The sequence below is a fragment of the Pseudomonas sp. GM50 genome (assembly GCF_000282375.1).
In the GTDB taxonomy this organism is placed as follows: Bacteria; Pseudomonadota; Gammaproteobacteria; order Pseudomonadales; family Pseudomonadaceae; genus Aquipseudomonas.
The window spans coordinates 1-3,708 of the sequence record NZ_AKJK01000109.1 but is presented as its reverse complement, the minus strand read 5'-3'; the positions used below and the strand labels follow the sequence as shown (position 1 = coordinate 3,708).

Genomic DNA, 3,708 nt, shown 5'->3' with positions numbered 1-3,708 from the left:
CGCCTTCGCGTGCAAGCCTCGCTCCTACAAGAACCCCTGTAGGAGCGAGGCTTGCCCGCGAAGCTTTTAACGGCTGGCGAGCAACGCCTGGCCGCGAGCAACAGCCTTCTTGACCTGCGCCGGAGCAGTCCCGCCGATATGGTCACGGGCATTCACCGAGCCTTCCAGGGTCAGCACGGCAAATACGTCCTGCTCGATCTGGTCGCTGAACTTGCGCAGTTCTTCCAGGCTCATTTCCGCCAGATCCTTGCCGGTGTCCACGCCATACTTCACCGCGTGGCCAACGATCTCGTGGCAATCACGGAACGGCAGGCCACGGCGTACCAGATAGTCGGCCAGGTCGGTGGCGGTGGAGAAACCACGCAGGGCTGCTTCTCGCATCATCGCGTGTTTCGGCTTGATCGCCGGGATCATGTCGGCAAAGGCGCGCAGCGAATCGCGCAGGGTGTCGGCGGCGTCGAACAGCGGTTCCTTGTCTTCCTGGTTGTCCTTGTTGTAGGCCAACGGCTGGCCTTTCATCAGGGTCAGCAAGCCCATCAATGCGCCGAATACCCGGCCAGTCTTGCCGCGAACCAGTTCCGGCACGTCCGGGTTTTTCTTTTGCGGCATGATCGAGCTGCCGGTGCAGAAACGGTCCGGCAGATCGATGAACTGGAACTGCGCGCTGGTCCACAGCACCAGTTCTTCGGAGAAACGCGACAAGTGCATCATCGCGATGCTCGCGGCCGAGCAGAATTCGATAGCGAAGTCGCGATCGGACACGTTGTCCAGGGAGTTACCGCCGACCGCGTCGAAACCCAGCAGTTGAGCGGTGTACTCGCGGTCGATCGGGTAAGTGGTGCCGGCCAGCGCGGCGCTGCCCAGCGGCATGCGGTTGGTGCGCTTGCGGCAGTCGACCAGACGCTCGTAGTCGCGGCTGAGCATTTCGAACCAGGCCAGCATGTGATGCCCGAAGGTCACCGGCTGCGCGGTTTGCAGGTGAGTGAAGCCCGGCATGATGCTGCCGGCTTCGCGCTCGGCCTGCTCCAGCAAACCTTGTTGCAGGCGGGTGATTTCGCCCAGGATCAGGTCGATCTCGTCACGCAGCCACAGGCGGATGTCGGTGGCGACCTGGTCGTTACGGCTGCGGCCGGTGTGCAGCTTTTTACCGGTCACGCCGATGCGGTCGGTCAGACGCGCCTCGATGTTCATGTGCACGTCTTCAAGGTCGATGCGCCAGTCGAACTGGCCGGCCTCGATTTCACCCTGGATAGTGTTCAGGCCATCGATGATGCTGTCGCGCTCGGCATCGGTCAGCACGCCGACCTTGGCCAGCATGCTGGCGTGGGCGATCGAGCCCATGATGTCGTGGCGATACAGGCGCTGGTCGAAGGTGACGGAGGCGGTGAAGCGGGCGACGAAGGCGTCGACGGGTTCACTGAAGCGGCCGCCCCAGGACTGATTGGTCTTGTCAGTGCTCATGAATTCGCTCGTATCGGCTTGAAGAAAGGTGGCGTGAAACGCTGACGCGGATAATAACAGGGTTGCCAATCCTGTCGCTGACACTGGTCGACAGGTTTTTTTCTCATTGCGCCACCCCTGCTCGAAGCAAGCGATACGGAAATTGCGCAACGATATTTTTCAATTGAGCAATATCGTCCCGGCAACCGTCTACAGTTGGACAGAGGATCAGCGCACTTCTCGATGCTGCAGCTGACTATAGAGAGAAGAGGGGTGTTCATATTGTGTATCAGCAAACTCTACGGCGATGCCTCGCCAGTGCGGGCCTGGACCGCCAGTCACGCGGCAGATGAAAATTTAGCCGCCGGTCTCGCGGCACTTTTTGGCCCTCGCGCTAGTCTTAGCGTGGATCGCGGTGACGGACGTCACTTCACCTGTCTACGCTATCCTTGTGCGAGACTCACGCAGGAATCCAGCGCAATATGAATGTCCTGATCGTTGATGACGACCCCCTGGCCCGCGAGCGCCTGAGCCGAATGGTTGGCGAACTCGAGGGATACAATGTCCTGGAGCCCAGCGCCACGAACGGCGAAGAGGCGTTGGCACTGATCGACAGTCACAAGCCGGATATCGTGTTGCTCGATATTCGCATGCCGGGCCTCGATGGCCTGCAAGTGGCTGCACGATTGTGCGAACGCGAAACCCCGCCCGCCGTGGTGTTTTGCACCGGGCCCGATGAATTTGCCGTGGAAGCCCTACAGGCCAGCGCCGTGGGCTATCTGGTGAAGCCAGTGCGCACAGAACAGTTACACGAAGCATTAAAGAAAGCCGAGCGACCCAATCGCGTCCAGCTCGCGGCCTTGACTCGCCCGGCGGCCGAAACCGGTAGCGGTCCGCGCAGCCACATCAGCGCCCGCACCCGAAAAGGCATCGAGCTGATTCCGCTGGGTCAGGTGGTCTACTTCATTGCCGACCACAAGTACGTCACCTTGCGTCATGAAGGTGGTGAAGTGCTGCTCGACGAACCACTCAAGGCTCTCGAAGACGAATTTGGCGACCGTTTCGTGCGGATCCACCGCAACGCACTGGTTGCTCGCGAACGCATCGAGCGGCTGCAACGCACGCCCTTGGGGCATTTCCAGCTGTTTCTCAAAGGCCTGAACGGTGATGCCCTGATCGTCAGCCGACGCCATGTGGCCGGCGTGCGCAAAATGATGCAACAGCTTTAATCCGCCATTCCGGGCGGATTTCTATCTTATTACCGGACATTGAGGGCCAGGGAGGCCGTGCAGTTTCTGATACAAGTCAAAGTGGATTTGGCTGAGCTGTTATTATCTGCCGTATCTATTCAGTACGGATTGATCCATGTCCTCTCGCGAAATCCGCATCGCCACCCGCAAAAGTGCTCTCGCCCTGTGGCAGGCCGAATACGTCAAGGCTCGTCTGGAACAGGCCCATCCGGGCCTGCTCGTGACGCTGGTTCCCATGGTCAGTCGCGGCGACAAGCTGCTTGATTCGCCGCTGTCGAAAATCGGCGGCAAGGGCCTGTTCGTCAAGGAGCTGGAAACTGCGTTGTTGGAAAACGAAGCCGACATCGCCGTGCACTCCATGAAAGACGTGCCGATGGACTTCCCCGAAGGCCTCGGTCTGTTCTGCATCTGCGAGCGCGAAGACCCGCGCGATGCCTTTGTCTCCAATACCTACACCAGCCTGGATGAGTTGCCGTCAGGCAGCATCGTCGGCACCTCCAGCCTGCGTCGCCAGGCGCAGTTGCTGACCCGCCGTCCGGACCTGGAAATCCGCTTCCTGCGCGGCAACGTCAACACTCGCCTGGCCAAGCTCGATGCTGGCGAATACGACGTCATCATCCTCGCCGCGGCGGGTTTGATTCGTTTGGGCTTCGAAGACCGCATCACCTCGGCCATCAGCGTCGAAGACAGCCTGCCGGCCGGTGGCCAGGGCGCGGTCGGTATCGAGTGCCGTAGCGTCGACACTGAAATTCATGCGCTGCTGGCACCGCTGCATCACCAGGACACGGCCACTCGCGTTACCGCCGAACGTGCTCTCAACAAACATTTGAATGGCGGCTGCCAAGTGCCAATCGCTTGCTACGCCGTGCTTGAAGGCGAGCAGATCTGGTTGCGTGGGTTGGTGGGTGATCCGAGCGGCGGCCTGCTGCTCAGCGCCGAGGCCCGGGCGCCACGGGCTGATGCCGAGGCTTTGGGTGTGCAAGTGGCCGAAGACCTGCTGAGGCAGGGGGCCGCCGAC

General features: G+C 60.8%; 3 protein-coding genes. 2 read left to right on the top strand and 1 reads right to left on the bottom strand.

Features of this window, described 5'->3' with window-relative positions; genetic code table 11:
- Positions 1-66: 66 nt before the first annotated feature.
- On the bottom strand, positions 67-1,461 hold the full coding sequence (argH, locus tag PMI30_RS04500; RefSeq protein ID WP_008013738.1) for an argininosuccinate lyase: 1,395 nt from the start codon (positions 1,459-1,461) through the stop codon (positions 67-69).
- 461 nt (positions 1,462-1,922) lie between these two features.
- On the opposite strand from argH, the gene PMI30_RS04505 reads away from it, so the two are divergent.
- Together PMI30_RS04505 and hemC are read left to right on the top strand one after the other, a co-directional pair.
- Positions 1,923-2,669, top strand: a complete 747-nt coding sequence (locus PMI30_RS04505) for a LytR/AlgR family response regulator transcription factor (RefSeq protein WP_007941588.1) — start codon at positions 1,923-1,925, stop codon at positions 2,667-2,669.
- A gap of 136 nt (positions 2,670-2,805) precedes the next feature.
- Positions 2,806-3,708, top strand: a 903-nt coding sequence (gene hemC, locus PMI30_RS04510; RefSeq protein WP_008013736.1) for a hydroxymethylbilane synthase, incomplete at its 3' end; no start/stop codon positions are given.